This window comes from bacterium, assembly GCA_037128595.1.
GTDB lineage: Bacteria > Verrucomicrobiota > Kiritimatiellia > CAIKKV01 > CAITUY01 > JAABPW01.
In genome coordinates this window covers 113,416-134,429 of the sequence record JBAXWB010000001.1, presented here as the reverse complement: position 1 = coordinate 134,429, position 21,014 = coordinate 113,416, and the positions used below count along the sequence as shown (strand labels likewise).

Annotated in this window: 17 protein-coding genes; 4 read left to right on the top strand and 13 right to left on the bottom strand. The window is 56.2% G+C overall.

Annotated features, from left to right (window positions below):
• Positions 1-46: 46 nt before the first annotated feature.
• The 9 genes from WCS52_00545 to WCS52_00505 all read right to left on the bottom strand — a co-directional run bounded on the left by WCS52_00545 (position 47) and on the right by WCS52_00505 (position 12,664).
• A complete protein-coding gene (locus WCS52_00545) occupies positions 47-436 on the bottom strand; it encodes a type II toxin-antitoxin system VapC family toxin (protein ID MEI6165660.1) in 390 nt (129 codons plus the stop codon).
• The gene (locus WCS52_00540; GenBank protein ID MEI6165659.1) at positions 433-651 is read right to left on the bottom strand and encodes a hypothetical protein; all 219 of its coding nucleotides are present in this window, start codon (positions 649-651) and stop codon (positions 433-435) included. Before WCS52_00540 ends, WCS52_00545 begins: the two co-directional genes overlap by 4 nt.
• A gap of 92 nt (positions 652-743) precedes the next feature.
• A complete protein-coding gene (locus tag WCS52_00535; protein MEI6165658.1) occupies positions 744-2,207 on the bottom strand; it encodes an MFS transporter in 1,464 nt (487 codons plus the stop codon).
• Between the two features lie 33 nt (positions 2,208-2,240).
• Positions 2,241-2,858, bottom strand: a complete 618-nt coding sequence (locus tag WCS52_00530) for an SGNH/GDSL hydrolase family protein (protein MEI6165657.1) — start codon at positions 2,856-2,858, stop codon at positions 2,241-2,243.
• Positions 2,855-4,318 (bottom strand): trehalase family glycosidase, encoded by a 1,464-nt coding sequence (locus tag WCS52_00525; protein ID MEI6165656.1) that lies wholly within the window; start codon positions 4,316-4,318, stop codon positions 2,855-2,857. Before WCS52_00525 ends, WCS52_00530 begins: the two co-directional genes overlap by 4 nt.
• Before the next feature lie 93 nt (positions 4,319-4,411).
• Positions 4,412-6,712, bottom strand: a complete 2,301-nt coding sequence (locus WCS52_00520) for a DUF4838 domain-containing protein (protein ID MEI6165655.1) — start codon at positions 6,710-6,712, stop codon at positions 4,412-4,414.
• Between the two features lie 146 nt (positions 6,713-6,858).
• The gene (locus WCS52_00515; GenBank protein MEI6165654.1) at positions 6,859-9,168 is read right to left on the bottom strand and encodes a DUF4838 domain-containing protein; all 2,310 of its coding nucleotides are present in this window, start codon (positions 9,166-9,168) and stop codon (positions 6,859-6,861) included.
• Between the two features lie 16 nt (positions 9,169-9,184).
• Positions 9,185-10,393, bottom strand: a complete 1,209-nt coding sequence (locus WCS52_00510; GenBank protein MEI6165653.1) for a Gfo/Idh/MocA family oxidoreductase — start codon at positions 10,391-10,393, stop codon at positions 9,185-9,187.
• 18 nt (positions 10,394-10,411) lie between these two features.
• Entirely contained in the window at positions 10,412-12,664 is a 2,253-nt protein-coding gene (locus tag WCS52_00505) for a beta-galactosidase (GenBank protein ID MEI6165652.1), read from the bottom strand.
• Between the two features lie 483 nt (positions 12,665-13,147).
• Between WCS52_00505 and WCS52_00500 the strand changes: the two genes are divergently transcribed.
• Genes WCS52_00500 through WCS52_00490 form a run of 3 tightly spaced genes read left to right on the top strand, consistent with a single transcriptional unit; the run spans position 13,148 to position 14,676 of the window.
• A complete protein-coding gene (locus WCS52_00500) occupies positions 13,148-13,372 on the top strand; it encodes a type II toxin-antitoxin system Y4mF family antitoxin (GenBank protein ID MEI6165651.1) in 225 nt (74 codons plus the stop codon).
• The gene (locus WCS52_00495) at positions 13,359-13,688 is read left to right on the top strand and encodes a HipA N-terminal domain-containing protein (GenBank protein MEI6165650.1); all 330 of its coding nucleotides are present in this window, start codon (positions 13,359-13,361) and stop codon (positions 13,686-13,688) included. The genes WCS52_00500 and WCS52_00495 overlap by 14 nt, the downstream gene beginning before the upstream one ends.
• Positions 13,681-14,676 (top strand): HipA domain-containing protein, encoded by a 996-nt coding sequence (locus tag WCS52_00490; protein ID MEI6165649.1) that lies wholly within the window; start codon positions 13,681-13,683, stop codon positions 14,674-14,676. The genes WCS52_00495 and WCS52_00490 overlap by 8 nt, the downstream gene beginning before the upstream one ends.
• 26 nt (positions 14,677-14,702) lie before the next feature.
• On the opposite strand, the gene WCS52_00485 is transcribed toward WCS52_00490, so the two are convergent.
• Genes WCS52_00485 through WCS52_00470 form a run of 4 tightly spaced genes read right to left on the bottom strand, consistent with a single transcriptional unit; the run spans position 14,703 to position 20,296 of the window.
• On the bottom strand, positions 14,703-15,899 hold the full coding sequence (locus tag WCS52_00485; GenBank protein ID MEI6165648.1) for an aldose 1-epimerase family protein: 1,197 nt from the start codon (positions 15,897-15,899) through the stop codon (positions 14,703-14,705).
• A gap of 49 nt (positions 15,900-15,948) precedes the next feature.
• Positions 15,949-16,980: a carbohydrate kinase family protein gene (locus WCS52_00480; GenBank protein MEI6165647.1), complete on the bottom strand. Its 1,032-nt coding sequence runs from the start codon at positions 16,978-16,980 to the stop codon at positions 15,949-15,951.
• Positions 16,977-18,947, bottom strand: a complete 1,971-nt coding sequence (locus WCS52_00475; protein ID MEI6165646.1) for a sialate O-acetylesterase — start codon at positions 18,945-18,947, stop codon at positions 16,977-16,979. The genes WCS52_00480 and WCS52_00475 overlap by 4 nt, the downstream gene beginning before the upstream one ends.
• Positions 18,938-20,296, bottom strand: coding sequence for an AGE family epimerase/isomerase (locus WCS52_00470; protein MEI6165645.1), 1,359 nt, complete (start codon positions 20,294-20,296; stop codon positions 18,938-18,940). The genes WCS52_00475 and WCS52_00470 overlap by 10 nt, the downstream gene beginning before the upstream one ends.
• Positions 20,297-20,389: 93 nt before the next feature.
• Here WCS52_00470 and WCS52_00465 point away from each other — a divergent pair, with 93 nt between their 5' ends.
• Entirely contained in the window at positions 20,390-20,995 is a 606-nt protein-coding gene (locus WCS52_00465) for a MarC family protein (protein MEI6165644.1), read from the top strand.
• The last annotated feature ends 19 nt before the right edge of the window (positions 20,996-21,014 follow it).

The window sequence follows — 21,014 nt, the reverse complement described above, 5'->3', positions numbered from 1 at the left end:
ATGATCATACAGAAACGGGTTGTTTACAACGAAATGAGATTGATTTCTACCAGATCAGTTCAACCCCATAGTTTGCGAAAATTCGGTCAGCAGTAATCACAGGCATTTGGTGATGTTTGGCTGTAGCGATAACAAGCCGATCAAATGGATCTTTGTGATGCCAGGGTAACTCCGCCGATATGAACATTTCTTCCCGTGAAAGCGGTAGCGCCCGGATTTTCCAAATCTCCGTCTGTTTTCTCACCCATTCACGTGAAGACTCAGGCAGTTCTATTTTCCCCATCGAACTCTTAAGCGCTATTTCAAAAACCGAGGCGTCACTCAGATACAACTCTGCATCCGGCTCTTTCAGGAACAGCTGACGAACAGCGGGAGTAAACCGGTCTGGCTCGCAACACAGCCAGATAAAAGCACATGTGTCCAGAAGAACTTTCAAATAAGGCCCCAATCCGCCAGTTCTTTTTCCGAGAGCGGAGCAAAAGCGTCAGAAGTTGACTTTATTGCCTTGGAAGTGAGTGTGCCAAAAACAGGACGCTTTGCGGTCGGCCAAGCCAGCACCGTGATCAACACATGTGCACATGCGGGCAATTCCCTGATTTCGGGACTTTTAATCCACCCGTTTTCTATATCTGCCTCTATCGTTGTGTACATATTCCACCTCTTGTTCTTAATATCAAAGTTACCATGCTGGAAACAAGTTCGTTTTCCTTGTTGCAGAGAAACCTAGGAATCAACGCGCTGCATCACATAATCGATCTCGTGGTCCCGCTGTGCTCAACACGCGGCGCCTTGTAATTCTTTAGCCCCCCGTGCGCCTTCCAGCCCTTATAAACGCGCCACAGGAAGAAGTAACTGATCGATGCAAAAACCGCGGACCAGATGTACATCCAGCGATAGTATTCCTCATCCCCGTGATAGAGTCGCTTCATGAAGTCCAGGAAGAGTCCCGCCACCACACTGCCGACAATCGTGACGATGGAACGTGCCATTGCATCCGCCGAGCCGAACTGGCCAAACTGATCCTTGGGGAACAGCAGCCAATTCAAGGGCATGGTCGCCGCCCCTTGTAACTGGGCGATGGGAAATGCAATCAGCGTCAAGATGATGATACTCCTGAAATCATGGACAAAGAAGAAGGATGCGATCGCCATGATCGGCCCAAAGAACCCGAGCCCGACCAGCACCCGTACCGGGTGAACCCGATCACTCAACATCCCCATCGGCACCATGAGCAGTAATCCCGGAATCGCCATCCAGGTATTGAACTTACCCAACTGTTCCAATGAGATCCCCAGATGGAGATAGAACAGCGTTCCCACGAAACCACAAGCACCGGCCACCTGCCCCGCCGACGACATCGCAAACATATTCAAATAGTAGGGATGGGTGAAACATTCTCGGAAATAGGTCTCAAAACTGGCCAATAGCCCCGTCTTGTTCCCCACTAGGGAAGTCGGCGGGGGATATTTTCCTTCCTTCAGGCCGAAACACATGGACATGAACCCGACGAAATAGAGGACTGCCGCACCCAGGAAAATAAACCGCATGTGCGTCTGGGCATGGGGGAAAACGAAATAATTAAAGGTCATTCCCGCCAATGTCCCTACTACCCGGAACGCGGCCATGAAACGCGCCAGATAGGCCGCCGGCACCATATCGTTGAAAAGATAATAGTAAACCGACGAGATGAACATGTTGAAGAACTGGAAGATGACGAGCAGCAGCCCGATCATGCCGATGATGACGGTGTTCTTCCCAAAGCCCCCGTGTCCCGCCATCAGCCCATGCACCCAGGTACCGATTTCAGGCGCAAAGGCAATGGCCACAAGCACGACGGTAATGAACGGTGTGGGCGCCAGCAAGAAAGGAATCCGCCGCCCCAAGGGCCCCCGGTGCCGGTCACTTCGAAAACTGATAACCGGATTGACAAAGAAGTTCATGACACTGGGCACGGTCACCAGGAACACACTCATGACCATGTTGGGCGCGCCAAGCGCCTTGAGTTGCAGGGGCAGGATCGAGGGCAGCACCGTCTCCATGAGGCTCATGGTGAAGTCGCCCCACAGGAGCCAGAAGAACACCATGACCAGCCCGAAGGTCGTGTAGCGAAGGGTGCCGCAGGTGTAAGCGCGCGGTTCAGCGTGAGATCCCGACCGCCGGTTCACACGGTTCACAATCATGTTCATCATTGAAGAGATTTTGAGCATAGTCACAGAAAATTGTTTCCCTTCAGGCCCTGATTACGCCTTCAAGACAAACGCCGCCAGCCACCCGGCAAGGTAAGCCGCCTGCTTCTCGCGAATGTGCTCATGGAAATGCACATGGTCGCAATAGAGTTCGGACCCGAGGTTGAGGGTGAAGGTATACAAATCGATCACTGGAATCCCGGCCTCCGCCATGATTTGATCAGCGGCCTGATTGTAGGCTACGCCGTCGGCTGAAAAGCGCAGAAAGGTCGAACCTGCATGATTGTGCACCGCTTCGTCACAGGGCGTGGTTCGAATCCAAACCGGCCGGGGCTTCATCCCCGCCAAAACGCCCAGAATAGCCTTGAGGTTCTCGCGGTATTGCGGAAGCGGAATCTGCTTGGCCCCCGTCACCGGATCCGTCTTGATGTCGTGCAGCCCGCAGTTGAAAAGCAGGAGGTCGCTGTCAATCCCGCCCGATTCCGCCTTGTTCTTGAAAAACGCCAGCAGCATGGACGAATCGCCGGTATTCGTTCCCTGCGGCGTGTCGAGATTCGACAGCGCTTCCGCCGCGCCTTCCATTCGTGAACCCGCAGCGCTCCCGCACAGGTAGGTTTCAAGATAAGGCCCGTAATGGACTGATATGCTGTCCCCGAAATAACAAAACCTCATTTTAACTCCTCCCGCTTCCCCGAGACAAATATGCAATCGCCAATAGAAATGCTTTTTTCGGCCTTGCGTTGCACCCACTCGACCCGAAGCTTAAATGGCACCGTGCTCGACACCTTGATGGTCGGCGCGGTTTCCCGTGATGGCCGGCTCGCGCAAATCAAGTCAACATGGCCCTTGCCGAATGCCAGCCGCCTGATCCCGTGCTCCTCCAACAAGCAGGGCCGCAACGTGATCGTGTTGGCGGGAACATCGACATCCACCCCGAGAATATCCTCGATCAGCATGGCAACCGGCCCCAATCCGGTCCAGCCCACGAATCCACTCCGGGACAACTCCCCCTCTTTCGCTGTTCCAGGGCGGTTCAAGTCCGGACTATAGCACTCCCACAACGATGCCGGGCCGAACCCGGTCCACACCTCGCAGAGATTCTCCATGTGCTTGACCGCCAGCTCGTACGCCAGATCGCGCCGTCCGTACCGTTCGAGCCCCTTGACGACCATGTAGTTGGTCGGCGCCCAGACACCACCACGCCAGTACGCCCCCAGCGAATCATAGTTCGGGTCATCCGCCGAGAGGCTCGGCACCGGGTGCTTGCGCCAGAACTCGGCGGGATTCAGCAGATGCTCGATCAGGCGATCCGCCCGCCCATGGGTGGCAATGCCAGCCAGCAACGGCCAGAACCCGGCCACGGTCTTGGAGTTGATGATGTTCTTGTACCGGTAGTCATCATTGAAAATATCATGATAGAAGCCGGTCTTTTCGCTCCACATGATGGAGTTGATCTTTTCGCCAAGGTCGGTACGTTCGGTCTCGAACCGGGCGGCGAGTTGTTTTTTACCCAACGCCGTCGCCATCTGCGCGAGGTAACCCGCCGACAGCGCCTGCTGGGCGCTGAGATCCACATGAGCCATGCCGCTGCCGTTGCGGTAGTGCCCGCCACGCGGCGAGTTATCCATGCCGCTGGCGCCGGGCACCTCAAACCAATACAGGCCGATCTCGTCGCGCCGCCGGTTCGCCTTCAGCCAGTCATACAACTTCACCAGCACAGGTAGGCAGCGGGCGAGACGGACCTTGTCGCCGGTCGACCGGTAGTATTGCCACTCGGCCCAGGCGTAAAGAGGGGGGTTAATGAGTTCGCCGTAGGCCTCTTTCTCCTTCTCAATAATGTACGCCATGCTGATGTAGCCGCGCTTATCCTGCATCCTGTAGAGGTTATCGAGGTTGTTGTAGCCCGGCATCACTCCCGGCATGTACTTGGAGAACATCGCCATGAAGCAACTGTCCCACTGCCAGATGTTGCCAGACCCGGGCATGCAACACATCTGCGACTTCCAGCCCTTTTTTGTTGGGTGCTCGACATTGCCGAGCCCCATCTCGAGCGCCTTCCAGTACATGTCAATCCACTCGCCATGCTGGCACAACACCGGCTCAGGCACTTTGCTTCGATCAAAGGTACTCATTGTATCTTTCCTTCTTAATCATAATCGTAATCTTAATCTCTCGGAGGGATTACGATTATGATTAAGAAAACTATTCGCCCAAAATAGGCCTTCTTACTTATCCCGGAACATCACCACCGGCCCCATCAAGCCACCCGTCCCCAACTCATTGAGCCACTGGCGCTCACAGAGGATCGTCAGCTGATTGGCTCCGGCCTTCACCACGGCGGTGACATCAAACATTGCCGGTTGACAATATCCGTTAAAGACATCTTTCAATTCACCTTTTTCGTTATACTTCACATGCTGCCCGTTCACAAATACCTTGGCGGTACCATCGTTGGAACCAATCCACAGGAAGACCTTCTTCCCGGCCGGAACAGATGCCAGGTTCACATTGACCCGATACGCCATCCGTCCCATGGTGTTGTGGTGTCCTAGCGTCGACCACGTCTCCTCCACCACATGGGTGGTCTTCCAGGCGGCATCATCAAACTCCGGCTTTGTCCAGCCCAGCGTTTCGGCATTCTTATCCTTATCGTAACAGTATTTCCACTTCACCAGTGCCGGAGCCAGTGGCGACATCGACTTCGCCACCTGGCTGGCATTCGAATACGCAATGCCAAACTGGCTATCGACATATTCCTGCGTAATCCAGTGGATCGCGAACTGGGCCTTGTAGCGTCGACTCATGTCGTTCAGCGAGCCCCGCCATTGATCCATGTCCTTGCCCAACCCTTCCAGCCGCCCCGCCGCCCAGTCCCGCCGCATCTTCATGAACAGCTCGAACAGGGTCTGCGATTCGTTCACCAACTGAACCCGCTGGTATTCGGGAATAGTGCGGCACTTGGACAGCGCCTCATCCACCGCCGCCCGGGCCTGCTTCATCACCTCGGGCGTGAACATCCTCAGATATCCGAACGCGCTACCGGAATACTCATTAGCGTCCACCCAGGCCCGATCCATGACATGCCAGTATCGGCTCATCGGCTCCGCCGCCGGTCCATAGAACCGCTCCATCATCTCCTGGATCACCGCGTCCGGCTTCAGGGTCGGGTCAAACGTCAGGCGGATTCCCAGTTGATAGCCCGGCAACATGGAGGCCCAGCCCCCCTTGGTCTCGGGCATCCAGTAGGTGCAGTGGTTGCTCATGATGATCGGGATGTCCGTCCCCCACTTGGTAATGAACGGATTGGGCGCGGACAACTCCGCCAGATTCATCCCGTAGTAGTAATAGCCCATGCGCGGCGAAATCTTTCCCCACCCTTTCACCATATCCAGCAACCAGGTCTGATTGGGGTGGTTCGGCCAGGTCATTGGATGCTGACGATTGAAATCGATCGGGGAAATTACAGGAATGACATTCGGGTGCACCTTGTACTTCATCGGCGGCATGGAGTAATTGACATACATCAGCACCCCGAAACGCACATCAGGGTATTTCTTCCCCACCTTTTCGGCTACACGGTTGGCCAGCAGGACCAGTCGATCCGTGATTGACCATTTATTGGCGGCAGGCTCCCAGACCCGCGGCACGGGATCAGCCAGAACCTCTTCAGGATCGTCGGTAGGCACCACATAATCGCCGGGGGTCAATGATACTGTGGGTGTGTAGTCCTTGTCGAGCCGCTGGATAATGGTATCCGCGACGGCATCGGCGATATCCTGGCGCGTCCACTTCAAGTATCCGGAGGGCTTGCCATTGACCTGCAGTTGCCATTCGGGATGTGCGGCCAATTGCTCCTTTGAAATACAGTTTTCCAACCCCAGTTGATTGGAGGCCAACAAGTTTCCATTCATGCGGTTACGACGGAGGAAATCATGATCAGCCGTGTCATCCCACATCCCGCGGTATTCCGTCGCAGGCGCCAAGGCCACATCCAGTTCAGGAAGTTCCAACGTGGCCGCCTGGGGGATGCATTCCCCCATCTCCGACGGCATATACCAACGACACCCCAACCGTCCCAGCAGTTCATAGATCGCGTAACTGGTGCCATATTCCGATTCGCCATAGAGGCCCACGCCCTTGCGCCCGGCCACCACGCGGAAGGCAAATTTCCCAGCCATGGTCTTTCCTACCGGCCCGAACACCTTCTGCGCCTCCGCGCCGATGTAGATCGGCGTCCGCTTGTCCCCGGCCGGCAACCCTTCGACCACCTCAAACTTCGCACCTGACATCTTGCCAAGATAAATAGCGAGATCGGCTACGGACTCACGAAACAGGAGTTGCCGTTCCTTCCGCTCTGCCAGACTCCGGATCTTGGCATCCCCTTCCCCGGCCAGTGAACCCGGCGCCACGACGATCACACAACGGGCCTCGCCCTTGGCGGCCAGTCTCACTTCCCCGGCTACAACGGTTCCAGTCACGATCAGGGCCATCACCATGGCCGAAACGACAGTTTTTACTTTGCTCATCTGTATTTCACCTTTCTCTAAACCAACACGACATCATCCAGTCCTACTTCGTAATCCTAATCGCAATCTTAATCGTAATCCTTCCGAGAGATTAAGATTATGATTAAGATTTCGATTAAGAAACTTTTCTCCAAAATCAGTCCCACTTACTTATCCCGAAACAGCACCACCGGCCCCATCAAGCCGCCCGTACCCACCTCGTTGAGCCACTTGCGCTCGCAGAGGATCGTCAGTTGATTCACTCCGGCCTTCACTGCGGCGGTGACATCAAACATCGCCGGATCACAATACCCGTTAAAGGCGTCCAGACTCTCGCCCTTACCCGGCACGACATACTTCACATGCTGTCCATTCACAAAAACCTTGGCGGTACCATCCGTGGAGCCGATCCACAGGAAGGCTCTCTTGCCTACCGGCACGGCCGTCAGGTTCACATTGACCCGGTACGCCATCCGTCCCATGGTGTTATGGTGTCCTAGCGTGGACCACGTCTCCTCCACCACATGGGTGGTCTTCCAGGCGGCGTCATCAAACTCCGGCTTCGTCCAGCCCAACGTTTCGGCATTCTTATCCTTGTCGTAACAGTACTTCCACTTCATCAGTGCCGGGGCCAGGGGCGACATAGCCTTCGCCACCTGGCTGGCATTCGAATATGCAATGCCAAACTGGCTATCGACATATTCCTGCGTAATCCAGTGGATCGCGAACTGGGCCTTGTAGCGTCGACTCATGTCGTTCAGCGAGCCCCGCCATTGATCCATGTCCTTGCCCAACCCTTCCAGCCGCCCCGCCGCCCAGTCCCGCCGCATCTTCATGAACAGCTCGAACAGGGTCTGCGATTCGTTCACCAACTGAACCCGCTGGTATTCGGGAATGGTACGACACTTGGACAGCGCCTCATCCACTGCCGCACGGGACTCTTTCATGACCTCCGGCGTGAATATCCTTAGATAGCTGAAGGCACTACCCGAATACTCGTTGGCCTTAAGCCAGGCCTGATCCAGGCGATACCAGTAACGGGTCATCGGCTCCGCGGCCGCCCCGTAGAACCGCTCCATCATCTCCTGAATCACCGCGTCCGGCTTCAGGGTCGGATCAAACGTCAAACGGATGCCCAGTTGATACCCCGGCAACATGGAGGCCCACCCCCCCTTGGTCTCGGGCATCCAGTAGGTGCAGTTGTTGCTCATCATAATCGAGATATCGGTGCCCCACTTGGTGATATAGGGATTGGGCGCGGACAACTCCGCCAGGTTGAAGCCATAACCGCGGAAAGCCACATGCGGCGCGGCCTTGCCCCACCCCTGGACGATATCCATCAGCCACATCTGGTTGGGGTGGTTCGGCCAGGTCATTGGATGCTGGCGGTTGAAATCAATCGGCGCCAGCGCGGGAATCACGTTGGGATGCACTTTCTGGTTCACCGGCGGCATGGAGTAGTTCACGTAGATATAGAGGACAAACTTCACGTCCGGATATTTCTTGCCAACCCGTTCAGCCACCCGGTTGGCAAGCAGGATCAGCCGATCAGAAACCGACCACTGATTAGCGGCAGGCTCCCAGACCCGGGGCACAGGGTCGAACTTCATCTCTTCAGGATCATCAGTAGGCACCACATAGTCGCCCGGTGACAGGGAGATCGACGTGGCATAGTCTTTGTCGAGTCGCTGGATAATATTATCCGCGATGGTATCAGCCACATCCTGGCGCGTCCAACGCAGGTACAGGGGATGTGGCTTGCCCCCGACCAGCAGGCACCATTCAGGATGGGCGTCACGCTGTTCCTTGGTAACGTAGCTTTCCAACGCATGTCCGCCGACCAGACGGTTTCCGTTCAACCGGTTACGACGGAGGAAATCATGATCAGCCGTATCATCCCACATCCCGCGGTATTCCGTCGCAGGCGCCAAAACCACATCCGACTCCGGAAGATCCAAAGTGGCCGTCTGGGGGATGCATTCACCCATCTCCGACGGCATATACCAACGACACCCCAACCGTCCCAGCAGTTCATAGATCGCGTAACTGGTGCCATATTCCGATTCGCCATAGAGGCCCACGCCCTTGCGCCCGGCTATCACGCGGAAGGCAAACTTCCCGGCCATGGTCTTGCCGACCGGCCCGAACACTTTCTGCGCCTCCGGGCCGATGTAGATCGGCGTCCGCTTGTCCCCGGCCGGCAGCCCTTCGACCACCTCAAACTTCGCACCCGAGATTTTGCCAAGATACAAGGCCAGGTCGGCCACGGAATCGCGGAAGAGTGCCTGCCGCTCCTTGCGTTCAGCCGGACTCCTCACCGATACATCACCCGCACCTGCCAGTGAACCCGGCGGCACGACGATCACGCAAAGGGCCTCGCCCTTGGCGGCCAGACGGACCTCACCGGTTACAACGGTTCCAGTCACGATCAGAGCCATCGCCATGGCCGAAAGGACACTCTTCGTTTTGTTTATCACCGGTATTCAACCTTTCTTAGAATAACTCGGCGACTTTCACGGTACGCTCTTCGCGACGCGAGATTTCCGCCGCCTGTCCGATGGCGGTGGACCACAGGCCGTGTTCCGTGGTCGAGGTGTTCGTTTCTTCGCCCTTGAGCACCTTGAAAAAGGCCTCCACCAGCAGGGGGTCGGCTCCGCCATGCCCGCCTTGTGCCTCGGGAATCTGGTGCGTGATCACTTCCTGGCTCCAACGCGGCCGGATGAGTATCGTCCGCTTCTCCAGGCTGACTTCCGCCTGGCCGCGATCACCGACTACCGTGAAGAGGCGGTCATTCAAGGAGGTGACAAAACATTCGAGATGACTGACCTTAACGCCGTTTTCATACTCAACCATGGCAATGCCATTGTCATGGGTGTCCTTGACGGAGGTGTACATGCAGAGGTCTTTGGCATAGCCATCGGCCGCCAACGCGCGGTCACTCCAGGCACTGTTCTGGAGATCGGCGATCTTGAAAACATCCGGGCACGTTTCCCTATACGGGCATTGTCGGCAGGTGGGCCCAACCGGCACACCGTGCTTTACCACAAACGGAATATATTGCGGCTTGAGCACATCGATTCCGGCAAAGGCGCTGACCTTGACCGGTTTCGGAAAATCCAGGAGCCAGTTAAAGACATCGAAATCATGACTCCCCTTATGAATCCAGAGGCCCCCGCTATTGGCATACAGGCGGTTCCAACGCGACATATAGGTACGGCCGCCATCATAGAATTCACGATTCTCCATCAAGAAGATCCGCCCCAAGACGCCGCCGGAAATCAGCTGCTTCAGTCTTTTCAGCACATCGTGATGGCGCAAATTAAACCCCATCATAATGGTTTTTCCGGATTTTTCCGCGGCACCCATGATAGCCTGGCACCCATTGACCGTGGTTGCCAGAGGCTTGTCGATCAGCACATTGACTCCACCCTTCAGCGCCTCCACCGCATTGGCTTCATGGCAGTAGTCCGGACTGGTGATCACGACCGCATCGAGTCTTTCGGCAGCCAACATGGCTTCAACCGAAGTATAAAAGTTCGGCAAAATGCCCAGCATTTTTGAGGCAAATTCCATACGGACCGGATTAGGGTCACAAAGGGCCACGACCTGTGCATCTTGGCGCCCGGTAATGGTCTTTCCAAAAGTCTCTATTCCCCTGCTACCTGCGCCTATAATTCCCACCTTGAATATTTGTTTGCTCATATTTTTTGACCTTCCCGTTCATTCCGCCAATATCACCATCCTCGATTTACCGGCTGTAAGTTTGATTTTTCTGACACCACCCGTTTTTTGCATCACTAATTCTTTACCGGAGAAAACGTCCTTCACTTTGCCCCCGGTGAAAAGGTCGCTGCGAAAACTCAAGGTGGCGGATTTGCCGTCTTCCGGAAAAAAAACAAAGGCAATATCCTTACCATTGCTCTTGCCGTAGCGGGTATATACATACCCATTGAAATCGTTTTTATTTGCCGCGGCAATCTTGATCGCTCCCGTTCCAGCCCCCGCGTCTGCGATGAACTTCAATACCAGATTTTCGAAATCAGAATAGCACGCCTTCTCATACTCATCGCCAAGATAGGTGCCGCAGAGGATCAGCTTGCCTTTGCCAAGTTTTACCTGCGCAAGCAGTGCCCCCTCGCTATCCGTAGTTTTCGCCAACAGGACGTATGTCGACTCCGGAATACAAGAATTTTGAACAGAAGACCGCGAAGATCGCAAAGAGGAAACGTTCTTCTGCGCCTCCGGCGGAATACCTATTTCCCCTCTTCGCGTGCTTTGCGTGCTTCTGTTCAAATTCTCTTCACTCTTCCACGGGGAAAGCATATGGAACGACCTTAATTTATAGGTTTTCCCATCGACCTTCGCCGTGAACTCGGGGTTCTCCGGAACCTGACGACGTCCGACCTCCGTCACACCGGAAGCGGTTCCCGGGAACCGCTCTTCGGGATAACGGTAGATGCCTTTTTCGTCCCAGGCCCCGGTTTCGGCTTCGCAATACAAGGTTCCCCCCTCCACGACAAACTCTTTGAGTTTTAAAATCGTGGCATCGCTCATGGCCGTCACCCGGGGCAGGAACAGGATCTTGATTCCCTTGAGTTCCTCCAGATGCTCCTCCTCAACAACCTTGAAGGGAACCGAGTTGCGTGTCAGGGCCAGCAGGAAACCCCTGATTGAGCTCAATGGTTTCCGGGCCTCGGACTCCTGAGCGAAATAGAGATAATAGGTCTGGGGGCTAAAGAGGACCGCCACTTCCGCCTGAGCAGGCCTGTAGTTCTCAAAAAGACTTGCATGCTCCTTCAGGATAGTCCCCGTATGCCGCATGGCCGAAACGCGTTCATCTGCAAAACCGTCATTCCCGATGAATCCGAATCCATTGCTCTCACATCCAAAGACTTCATCCCGCCAGCACCAGAGCAACACCGTATCCGCCCCGCAGGCGATGCTGTTCCAGATCCACCGCTGCTGTTCAACGGCCCGCACCGGATGATTCACCTCAAAGCCGATATTCGACCGCCCCCCCTGGAGTTCACTGACCCAGAATTTCTTTCCGCGTGCGGCGGAATGAATCATCTCCATGGTCAACGAATAATCCGCATTGCTCATCTTCCACCAGGCTGGGAAGTTGGAACAACCGATACCATCCAGTTTGTCGGCAATATCCCAATCATTACCCCGGTTCAAGGCCTGGTTCAGCTGCCCCTCACCCACCACCGTCATGCAGGGACTCGGACCATGCGCAGTGACATCCTTATCCGGATAGATGGCCTTGATAATCTTGTAGCGATCTTCGGCATGTTTGCTCGAGCGCCAGGTCAGAAAATGCGTGAATGACATCATTGAGGTGTAGGGTCGGGAAGTGGTCTTCCCGGGCATGACGTCCTTCCAGGAATCGTAACGCCGGATCCAGTCCTGGTTGAGTTCCTCCAGGCTCCCGAACCGCTCTTCAAGCCATTCGCGGTATTGCCTCAAGGTATGCTCGCAATAGCATACCGGCCCATCGGCCTGGACATTCCATCTCAGTTCATTCCACGCATCCCACGCGGCAATATTGTTACGCGTCCTGAAATGAAGCGCCGTCTCATGAATGAACCCGGCCATCCGTTTCCAAACCTCAGGATGATCAAAACATCCACCCGGCGTAAGTCCGCCGTGACTCTCATTGCGGTGTTCGGAAATCACCTTATGCCCCAGATTGGTAACCAGTTCACTGTTGGGGACAACCCGGTGGATCCAATAGGGGTGGACTTCCGCAATGGTGCTCAACACGACGTTCAACCCGCTGTCTTCGGCAAAATCGATGATCCGGTCATAGTCATCAAAGTCAAACTTTCCCGGCTTGGCCTCCACCCACGACCACATGACCCAAAGCTGTAGACAGTTGAATCCGGAGTCCTTAACCTTCTGAATGTCCTCCTTCCAGTATTTTGAAACAGGAAACGGCGGGCGATAATATTGCGTACCAAGATTTATCATATGAGACTCTTAAAAGATTAATATGTTTCTTCTAGATCATGCCACACCGACTCGCTTTTTGACAATACAAATCGTTTTGTGTCAAAATGTCTTCATAAGCAAGACCTCCGAGACATATCGGCACTCCGCCCGGGATACCGGTGTCAACTCGACCACCATGAGCGGCTCAGCGGAAGGTTGATTATCTGGCTTAACTTCTTAACGCGCCTCGAAAGGTGGCATTTCAGCGATCTGAAGCGCTTCAGATGCCAAAAACGGCATTTCTGGTGCCGGCTCAGCCGGGGGATTCCTGGGCTCAGAAACCAGCGGAGATAGCGGAAACAGAAAGCGCTATGCTAAACGAACTTCGTAACGACTTTATGATGGTTAAGCCGCACTTAGATACCACCGTTAGGGTATAATAAATGCATATTATTATATTGATACACCCGATAGGGTTTAATATATTCATTATAGAAATATTTATACCCAAAAGGGGGCAATATGACTGAGCCACTAATTCTATTCATCAAGAAACGGCGCCGAGACCTGAAGCTGACGCAGAAGGATCTGGCTGACCGCGCGGGTGTTGGTCTTCGCTTCATACGCGAAATGGAGCAAGGCAAAATCTCGCTCCGACTTGACAAGGTCAATCAGGTACTGGCGCTGTTTGGACATCGAATGGAGCCGGTGGCATTTCGTATGGAGGTGGATGATGAGGAGCGCTGAAATCCATATGCAGAGCCGTTTGGCAGGAATACTCGAGGAAAGGGATCATGACTATGTGTTTACGTATGATGCCGACTACTTAGCGGACGCCCACGCGGTTGCCATCAGCCTGTCATTACCCCTTCAGTCTGAAAACTTCAACGACAAGCGACTCTTTCCCTTCTTTGACGGCTTGATTCCAGAAGGCTGGCTACTGGATATCGCCGAACATACTTGGAAGCTCGATCCACGCGACCGGATGGGATTATTGATGGCGTGCTGCCGCGACTGCATCGGGGCGGTATCGGTCATTCCCGTGGAGGCCCAAGATGCCTAGTACGAACTGCCAGATCTGTCTTGAACCGCTAGGCGAAGGGGGCGACCAATTTCATGAAGCATGTTGTCGCAAGCTCTTTGGGGCCCTCCACCCGCCTGAGTTGCCCTACACATGGGAGCAACTGAATCAACTGGCGGAAAAAACCGTTCGCCAGCATGTCACCGTTCCCGGTGTTCAACCCAAGCTTTCCTTGCATCTTGAAAAAGGAAAACACCCGCGGAATTCCCGATTCACGCTGGTTGGCCTGGAGGGAGAATACATTCTCAAACCTCCGGTTGCCCACTTTCCACAAATGCCTGAACTTGAGCATCTGACCATGCGCCTAGCCAAGTGCTTCGGCATCTCAACGGCCGAATGCGGGCTCATTCCACTGGATGGTGGCCCACTCGCGTTCATCACCAAGCGCATGGACCGCGATGGCAAAACAAAACTTCACATGGAAGACATGTGCCAACTGACCGACCGGCTGACTGAACAGAAATACCGTGGCTCACTGGAACAGGTTGGCAAGGCGATCCTGCGTTATTGTAGCAACCCGATCTTCGATGCCCTGCGGTTGTTCGAAGTAACGCTATTCTGTTTCCTCACCGGAAACTCGGATATGCATCTGAAGAACTTTTCGTTACTTTATCGACTCGGCGGTGTAATTGCCTTGTCACCCGCCTATGACCTGCTCCCAACCGTCCTGCTGCTACCGGAGGATGTCGAAGAGACCGCGCTAACACTGAATGGTCGCAAGAATCGTTTGACCAGGGAGGATTTCACGCGATTTGCCACTTCCATGAAGCTAACGCCCAAGCAGATCGGGAACGTCTATGAGCATTTTTCAAACAGCCTCTCCCCCGCCCTTCAGTTGCTGGAAAAGGGATTCTGTACCCCCGACACGAAAGGTCGATTCAAAACGCTGTTTGAAGAGCGTGCCGCCCGCATCCACCTGCGCGAGGACGTCAAACGCCACCTGACAGGAAATCGGGAAGTTCTGAAATAACCAGTGCTAAACTGCTTGAGCAACGCTTACAGGGACCATTTCGGAAGAGGTTTCAGGGATACCTTGGGCCGGGTCCTACCCAATAGCGCCCCGATTTCTTTCTCCAGCCCAGCCACCCCCTGCGCCGTGGTGTGCACTTCCATGGTCAGATCCACCACATGCCGCTGTCCTGGCGCCAACCGGATCACCCGGCCCTGATCGCGCTCGAAGCGTTTCGGGTTCGGCAAATTCGTGCCGGGCTCAAGTCCGGTAACATAGCCGTCCCCCAGCCCACCCGTATTTTTCCATTGGACGAAACAAGGAAGTTGCTTGAGGTTGAACCGGAGCGCCACCCCTTTATTTCCGGCCTTGTTCCGCAGCATCGCCACCGTATTCCCTTTGCGGTCCGCACAGAGCTGATGCCAGTAGACCTGCTCGACAAAGCCGGGCGTGGGAGCAAGATATGTATTATAGCCCTTAATGCCTTCAGCTGCCCCGGCATCACGTGGCGCCACCTGTCGACTGGGCGCCACCATCCGGCTGCCCTTCTCAAGAAAGGGTTCTCCAAAGTTGCAATGATAGAGCAGTTCCAGCTCCCGCTCCACCGCATTCAAGTTAACCACCTCATCATGGATGGTAACAGCATTGCTGCCCACCACGGTTGAGATCCGGGTCTCCAACCGGAGACACGGAAAGAACAACATTCCCTCATCTACCATTCCCGAGACTACCAGTTCTGTGGTGCCGGCTGACTCAATGACACGAACCTCCACCCGGCTGGCAGGGATATTGGCGATCCGGCCATGCAAAGGTAGCGTGATCTCGGAGGGGTTCCCATTGTTGTCCGGGACAATATCCTTCCCCGCTGCGCCATTGGAGTTCAAGCCGCACCGCACAATACATTCGTCAAAGCCCTGCAACCAGCCCAAGCCCCCGCAGTCCAGGGGATTAACAAACATCGGATTCACCGGCCCGGTCACCGGCGAACGCCATCCGAGTTCGCAGCCGTCATAGCGACCTTTCCAAAGACCCATCCCACGGGTGGGAACAATCGTGAAGGAGAGTGCCCCGTTGTTAACCTCGATGACATCCACGCCTTCGGTGAAGCCTCCATGCAACGTCCGCTTGACGATAGACCAGTTCCCCGGACTGTTGCCTCCCGCCGTTTCAGAGGTGCGGCTGAACGTTTCCAGCCAGATCCCCGCCTTCACATCCGTCAGAACCCAATTCTTTTCACTGCTCATCGGTGTCATCCTCCCTCACCTGTCATAACCGGACCAAAATCGGAATCGCCTACACCGCCACCGGCGGCTTACGTTCGCCAAACCGTTTCGCCAGGGAAAGAGTCTCCGCCAACGGAAGCACCCCTTCCGAAGCACCTGGACACGACAAACTGGCCGCCGCGCAACAACTTGCCAGCCCGGCCGTCTCCAGCACATCCCAACCTTCATGCAGTCCGAACAGCATCCCGGCACAAAAGGCATCGCCTGCCCCGACCGCACCGGCGATGTAGCCCTCGGGCAGCACTAGCGAACCGCGCGAGTAGCGCCGACCAGCCTGGTCACGCATGTAGACCCCTTCCGGCATATGGACGGCCACCAACTTCATGTTGCCGAATTCATAGAGCCGCTCGACGGCCTCCATCAAGGCGGCCCCATCCAGACGCCGCTGATCGTCCCGCACCGTAAGCCCCACCGCGCGGGCCGTCTCGATCTCATTCAATATCAGGTAATCCACATACTTCAGCGCGGGCGGCACCAACCGGGCAAACCGGTCACTTTCCTCGCTCACCACATCCAGACTGGTCAGAATCCCTTCCGCCTGCACCTGCTTAAGCAATCGTGCCGCCACGGTGCCGTACTCGGGATCGGTCTGATCCATGGCATCCAGCAACAGCAGATAGCCCAGATGAAAAATCCGGCAATTCAAGCGGCTGACAGCCACATGCTGCGGACTGAACAAGGCATTCGCCCCGCGATTGTGGAAGAACACCCGATCGCCGGTGGTTTCATCATTCATCACATCCGTGAAGGACGTCGGAGCCACATCCGTTACCTGGAGCCCCTGGATATCCACACCCAGTTCCGAAAACACGCGCTGCAGATACTCGCCATCGGCATCATGCCCAACCACCCCCAGTCCCGCCAGCGGGAAAGACGCCTTGAGCCGCGCCAGGTCATGCAGTACATTGGCGGGCGCGCCGCCGGGGCTGAACATCTGATCCTTGATGTTGGCCAGCATGCCGCGACCGGGCAGGCAGTCCACCCGCTTCACGCGGTCCACAATCCAATTACCCGCCGCCGTAATCCCATTCCGCTGTGTCATCGTTGAGTCCTTATGTTTTTGGTCCATTTATCCGTCCTGAACGGCACGGCGGGGAGATCCGAAGTGTTGTAGAGCGTGCAAGGCGGATTATCCGCCCAGCCATATCTGACCGCCACCGGCTTCGGCACCTGCGGACTGGAGACTTCCACCCCGGCCCCCTTCACCACCGCGTCGGCCCACACAAACTTCTTGTCTTTTCCGGCAATCGCAAAGGCCGTTAACTTGCCCCCCCGGGCCACCAAGCCCCCGGCCACGTGATCAAACTCAAGCCGGATCCGCCCCTTCTCCCGATGCATGGCCTTATAGACCGGCCCGGAAGCGACCAACCCCTTGAATCCATAGGTCCCGGCCAGGGCCGGCAACGACAGCCGGAGGCCGACGTCCTGTTTATTCCGGGGATGGATATCATTCCCCTCGCCGATATCAATCGCCACGGCCATCCCGGTGTTCGGGAGCGCCAAGGTCATGGCCTGCGCCTCGCGCAACTCTGCCCAGGTGGATTCACCGGGTTGGTTCGGAGGAAGCTGGAAATTGGCCAGTTGCACAAACAAAAAGGGAAACGCCCGCTCCGGACTTTTCGCACTGCTCCCCTGCTTCCACGCCTCGCGCCAACTTTGGATCATGAGGGGGAACAGCGTCCGGTATTCTCTGGCCCGGTCCGCATTCGATTCTCCCTGGTACCAGATGGCACCCCGAATGGCATAAGGGAGAAGGGGCCGGATCATGTTTTCGAACAGCATGTAAGGCGAGTGGGGATTGCCCGGCCCGGGCGGAGGCGAGGGAGGCGACGGAACCAGCCCGAAATTAGCCTCAATCCGGTATCGCCACAACCCCACCAGTGAAACAGACTTCGCCTCCTGCCCGTCTGCGGGAATCAACCGCAACTGGCTCGGGGCCCCGATAAAACCGCCCGCATAAATGTTGCTATAGACCCGGACGGCAATGACCGCGCGGCCAGCCTTGACCAGATGTCCCGGAACGGTATAGACCCGGGGCGTGCTCCAGGCGTCCGGTCGTTGCTGCATCGTGATGCTGCCGACCTGCACCCCATTGAAGTAGGTGACGTCCGACTTGTCGGTCGGGCCCAAGCCCAAGGTCAGATCCCGCCCTTCCCATCCGGCCGGAATGTCCACCTCGCGCCGGAACCAGAATACACCGCTGTAGTTATGCCCGGCGTTCTGCCAGCTCCGGGGAAGCTCCATGGTTTCCCAGTTGCCATCCGCCAGCCCGGGCTGATGCCAGCCCTCGGCTTCACCCGCGTTGGGCATCTCATGCCGATCATACTTTTCCATCCATTCCATCTGTTTGGCTTGCGCCGTCGTGATGGGGCTTTTCAAGAGCCGATGGTAGTCGCTGACCACCCGCTTCAGGAATGGAACCGTCTCCAGCGCTTCCCGCGAGGTCCAGGCCTCGGCAATGGTCCCGCCCCATGAGGCGTTGATAAGTCCAATCGGGAGCCCTGTCTTGCGGAGGATCTCACGACCGAAAAAATAGCCGACGGCCGAAAACGTCACCGCCGTGTCAGGCGTGCAGGGAGCCCACACTCCGGTGATATTAGGCGAAGGCTCGAGCTCCGCACGATGAGGGACTGTGAAAAGACGCAGGTTCGCGTAATTGGCGGCGGCGGTTTCCTCAACCCCGTTATTCACGGTGTAAAGTTGGAACTCCATATTGGATTGTCCTGAACAGATCCAGACCTCCCCCACCAGCACGTCCGTGAATACCAGCTTTGAAATGGCGGATTTAAGAATCCCTTCAACGCTCAATTCGCGCGGCTCACAACTGGCCGCTATGGGTGCAAGGTCCACCCGCCATTTACCTGCCGCATTGGCTTTCGTGGACTTGGCTTGTCCGGCGAACCGCACCGTAATCTTCTCACCCGCCGTCGCCTCACCCCACACCGGGACCGGAATATCACGCTGCAACACCATATGATCACAAAAAAGAGCCGCCATCTTCATCGCCATAATGATCCTTTATTTTCCATGGTTTTCACAAAATCTATCAGACACAAGCCAGTATGGTAGCCCGGATCGGCATCCGGCGTAGCCGGGATCACCCGCGAGGGTTCGCCACGGCTATCACGCGTTTGCAGGAACAGCCCGGAAACCGGAGAGCGAAAAGGCCCGAACAGAGACCGGGCACAGTCCGCTGCCGCCGCCGCGAGTTCTGCCCGACGGGGGTGGTCCGGGGCCAGGCGGAGCAGGAGTGCAGCCGCGCGCATGGCCTCAGGCAGCGGCCACCAAGGCATATCTTTGTTCACAGATGAACGGGTCACGAGATCAAACGTCTTACAGATTCCGCCCACCGGCCGCTGAAACCCGTTGGCAAATGCCGCGAGGAAAACCTCCGGGAGAATTTCCCGGCTTGCGGCCACAAGCTCGCGGTTTTGCGGCGACAGAGCGTCCCGTTCCATCGTCTGCAGGAGAAACCGGGCGGCCAATCCCGTGAACTCGAGCGCATGGCCCGGATCCTGCAGGATCTGCTCCTGCGCCTGCCAGGGCCGTCCTGCATTATCCGTCCACTCCACGAAATCGAACCGCCGCAGGGGCCCGGAGTCCTGATGAATCACATGCCGCCCGAGCAGCTTACGGAGGAAGGCGACGCCGCCCTCCACCCACTCATTCTCGCCGGGGAAGAGCTCACACATGAGCGCAAACCCGCCTAGCGCAATCATCCAGGGACCTTGGGCCTGGCGGCCCGGGATGGGACGGACCGGGTTCTTCGGATCGAATGAAATCTGATCCGACTCAAATTGACCGGAAGTGATCGCGGCGGCGGCGGAGCGGAATGTGGTCACGCCCAACTCACTCCACGCGGGACGCCCGAGCCGCACGCCGGCGGCAGCTAACCCTTTCCCCATGAACAGGTCGGAATATCCGGGCGACAGCGTCCGGGCCGAAAAGTATTCCCGCTGTCCATCCGCCCCGCACCGGAAGGGGCGGCCATCAGGCGTGGAAAGAAAAACGAAACGCCCCTGGTTCGCCTCCCCGAAGGCGGCCATCCGTGCCGCAACGGTCGCCAGCATCCCGTCGCACCGCGCCACCAGGGCGGGATTGTCCACGAGAAAGGCGGCATGCCCCGCCAGTGCCTCCAGCCCCCGTCCCTGGATCCACCCGAATACGGCGGAACGTCCGCAGAAATCACTCTCAGGATCAGCGGACTCCGGAAAATCGGCACCCGTCCTGGTGTTCAGCTTGGTATCCACAAAAGGATATCCGGCATTCTGCTCAAACCGTGACACCACCACGTCAATGCCAACCTCCGTGGCGGCACGACAGTCAGGCACAAGGGAATGCAGGAACTGGTTATTCATAATCCGGAGAGAATATTTAAAACAGCCGGAGTTTGCCATAATGATATTTTGGCGTTAAAGTGACTTATCTTTTCAAATGAGGAACGAAGTCGCATGACCAGTAATCTTTCGCTGTTTTTGAGTGTATGGATCAAGTTTACTTTTTTATTCACGCCGTTCTTCGCCCTGTCCATGTTTCTCAGCATGACAGAGGGATACAGCGAGAGCCGCCGCCGTAAATTAGCCCTGGCGGTTGCCGGGGCCGTGGCGGTCGTCTGCCTTCTGCTATTTTTCGCCGGCAATCAATTGTTCGCCCTCTTCGGCATCACACTCAACTCTTTTCGAATCGGGGCCGGCGCCCTCCTCTTCCTGTCGGCCGTGGGCCTGGTCCAGGGAAGTCAGGCGCCGACCAGCCTCTCTAGCGGCAGCGATATCGCCGTGGTCCCTCTGGCGATTCCCATCATTGTTGGGCCGGCGACGACCGGCACCCTGCTGGTGTTGGGAGCGGAGTTGGACGGCGTGACCGCGAAAAGTCTCGGATGTTTCGCCCTGCTCTTTGCCGTGATGTGTATGGGCATTTTACTCCTATTGAGCTCGTTGATTCAGCGTTCACTGGGTGACCGAGGCATCGGGATCCTCAGCAAGCTCACCGGCCTGATATTGGCGGCCTTGGCCGCGCAGATGGTCATGACCGGCATTCAGGGATTTATGATCCATTGACCCTCTACCTTCAAGAGAG